The following is a 2355-nucleotide window of genomic DNA, read 5'->3' on the forward strand; positions in this document are numbered from 1 at the left end:
CGCGGTGTAGGCGGTGGCGAGGTCGCGTCCGAGCAGGGCGACGGACCAGCCGTCGGCGGCGATGTGGTGCACCACCAGGACCAGCGTGTGCCGCTCCGGGCCGTGCACCAGCAGCTCGGCGTGCAGCGGGATCCGGTGGGCGAGGTCGAAGTTGTGCCGCGCGGCGGCGCGTACGGCTGCGGCGGTCCCGGCCTCCGGTGGTGCGGTCACGGTCAGCACCGGGCGGGCGGCGGCCGGGTCGAGGACGTGCTGCCGCGGTACCCCGCCGGTGTCGGGGAAGACGGTGCGCAGCGCCTCGTGCCGCTCCACCACGTCGGCGAGCGCGGCCCGCAGGGCGTCGGCGTCCAGGGGGCCGGTCAGCCGCACCGCCATCGGGATGTTGTAGGTGGCGGAGGGGCCCTCCAGCCGGTCGAGGAACCACAGCCGGCGCTGGGCGAAGGACAGCGGCAGTTCGGCGGGCCGGGCCTCGGGGGCCAGTGCCGGGCGGGGCGCCCCGGGGGCCCGGTCGGCGCCGTCGGCGGCGTCGGCGGCGAGGCGGTCGGCCAGTCCGGCCACCGTCGGGGTCTCGAACAGCGCCCGGACCTGGACCTCGGCGCCCAGGGCGGCCCGGATCTGGGAGACCAGCCGGGTGGCGAGCAGCGAGTGGCCGCCCAGGTCGAAGAAGCTGTCGTGGACGCCGACCGCCGGCACCCCGAGCACCTTGGCGAACAGCGCGCAGAGCGCCTCCTCGCGCTCGTCGCGCGGGGCGACGTACACNNCAGCGGCAGCGCGTCCAGCAGGACGAACGCCGAGGGGACCATGTAGCCGGGCAGGCGTTCGGCCAGGGCGGAGCGCAGCACCGGGACGAGCCGGCGGGCGAGCCGGCGCCGGGTGCCGTTGACGAGGCGGCCCCAGTCCGGCTCCGTCGCCGGCGGCGGGACGGTGCTCGGGACGAGGGACGCGGGCCCGCCGTCGGCGTCGAGGCGGCGGGCGAGCAGGGTGAGCGCGCCGTCCGGGCCGTGCTCGGACCAGTCGAGGTCGATCCGGTAGCCGAGCGCCTCGCCGAGGGCCCAGAGCTCCTCGGGGTCCACGGCCTCGGGCCGGTCCGCGGGCGGCTCGGGGCCTTCGTCGAGCCGTCCGAGGGTGTCGGCGAGCTCGCGCAGGCGGGAGTTGGGCACGCCGCGGACGGCGAGCAGCGGGGGCCGCCGGGTCGCCAGCCGCTCGCGCAGGGCGGCCACGGTCAGGCCCTCGGTGGCCCAGTCCAGCGGGTCCACCGGCGGGGCCTCCGGCGCGGCGGTGGCCTCCGGTGCGGTGGTGGCGGCCGGTGCGGCGGTGGCGTCCGGTCCGGTGGCGTCCGGTGCGGTGGTGAGGACGACGTCGTAGCGGAAGCGTGTCAGCTCATTGGCGGTGGCGGCCCGCTTGGGCAGCACCCGGACCTCGTGGACGGCCGGGAAGCGGCTCGGCAGCGCGGTGAACAGCGCGGGGTCGAAGACGAGTTCCTCGTCCTCAGCCAGGCGGCGGCGGGTCCGGGCGAGCAACTGGGCGGGCGGCAGGCCCGGTTCGGCGTGGGCGAGCTGGACCGACAGGTGGAAGGACTCCAGCAGCGGCAGGCTGCGGATGTCGCCGAGGAACAGCGAGCCGCCCGGCGCGAGCCGGGGCAGCGCGCCCTCGATCACCCGCAGCAGGTAGCGCTCGTCCGGGAAGTACTGGACCACCGAGTTGAGCACGATCACGTCGAAGAGCCGCTCGGGCAGCCGGTCGAGCCGGTCGGCCGCGCAGAGGTGCAGCGCGACCTCGCCGAGGGTGTCACCGGCGCCGTCGACGACCTCGCGCAGGCCGGTGAGGGCGACCTCGGAGATGTCGGTGCCCGAGTAGTGCTCGACCTTCGGGGCGACCCGCTGGAGGATCAGGCCGGTGCCGCAGCCGATCTCCAGCACCGAGCGGGGGCGGGCCTCGGCCGGAATACCGGCGGCGGCGGGGGCCGTGGTGGTGGCGGGGCCGTCGTCCGGGTCGTCGTAGGCGGTGTCCCAGATCCGGCGCCACTCCTCGACCTGGTCCGGCCACTCCTCCGCCGGGCCGGAGCCCCCGTCGGCCGCCGGCACCACGTACGCCACCAGTCGCTGGTCACCGGGGACGTCCTCCCGGACCGTCACCACCGCGTGGCCGACCTCGGGCCGCCGGGCCAGCTCGCTCTCGATCTCGCCGAGCTCGATCCGGAAGCCCCGCACCTTCACCTGGTGGTCCAGCCGCCCGAGGAACTCGATGCCGCCGTCCCGCCGGCGGCGCACCAGGTCCCCGGTGCGGTACAGCCGGTCCTGCGGGCCCGCCCCGAACGGGTGCGGGACGAACCGCTCGGCGGTCAGCTCCGGCCGGCCC

1 protein-coding gene and 1 pseudogene are annotated in these 2355 nt (G+C 77.0%); both read right to left on the bottom strand.

Annotation, left to right across the window (positions count from 1 at the left end; genetic code table 11):
- The coding region (locus VR45_RS44875; protein ID WP_353612749.1) for a condensation domain-containing protein at positions 1 to 756 on the bottom strand (756 nt) is incomplete at its 3' end.
- Between the two features lie 890 nt (positions 757 to 1646).
- Positions 1647 to 2267, bottom strand: a pseudogene (locus VR45_RS50320) (methyltransferase); the annotation flags it as partial.
- Between the last annotated feature and the right edge of the window lie 88 nt (positions 2268 to 2355).

The organism is Streptomyces sp. NRRL S-495, from assembly GCF_000966955.1.
Classification (GTDB): domain Bacteria; phylum Actinomycetota; class Actinomycetes; order Streptomycetales; family Streptomycetaceae; genus Kitasatospora; species Kitasatospora purpeofusca.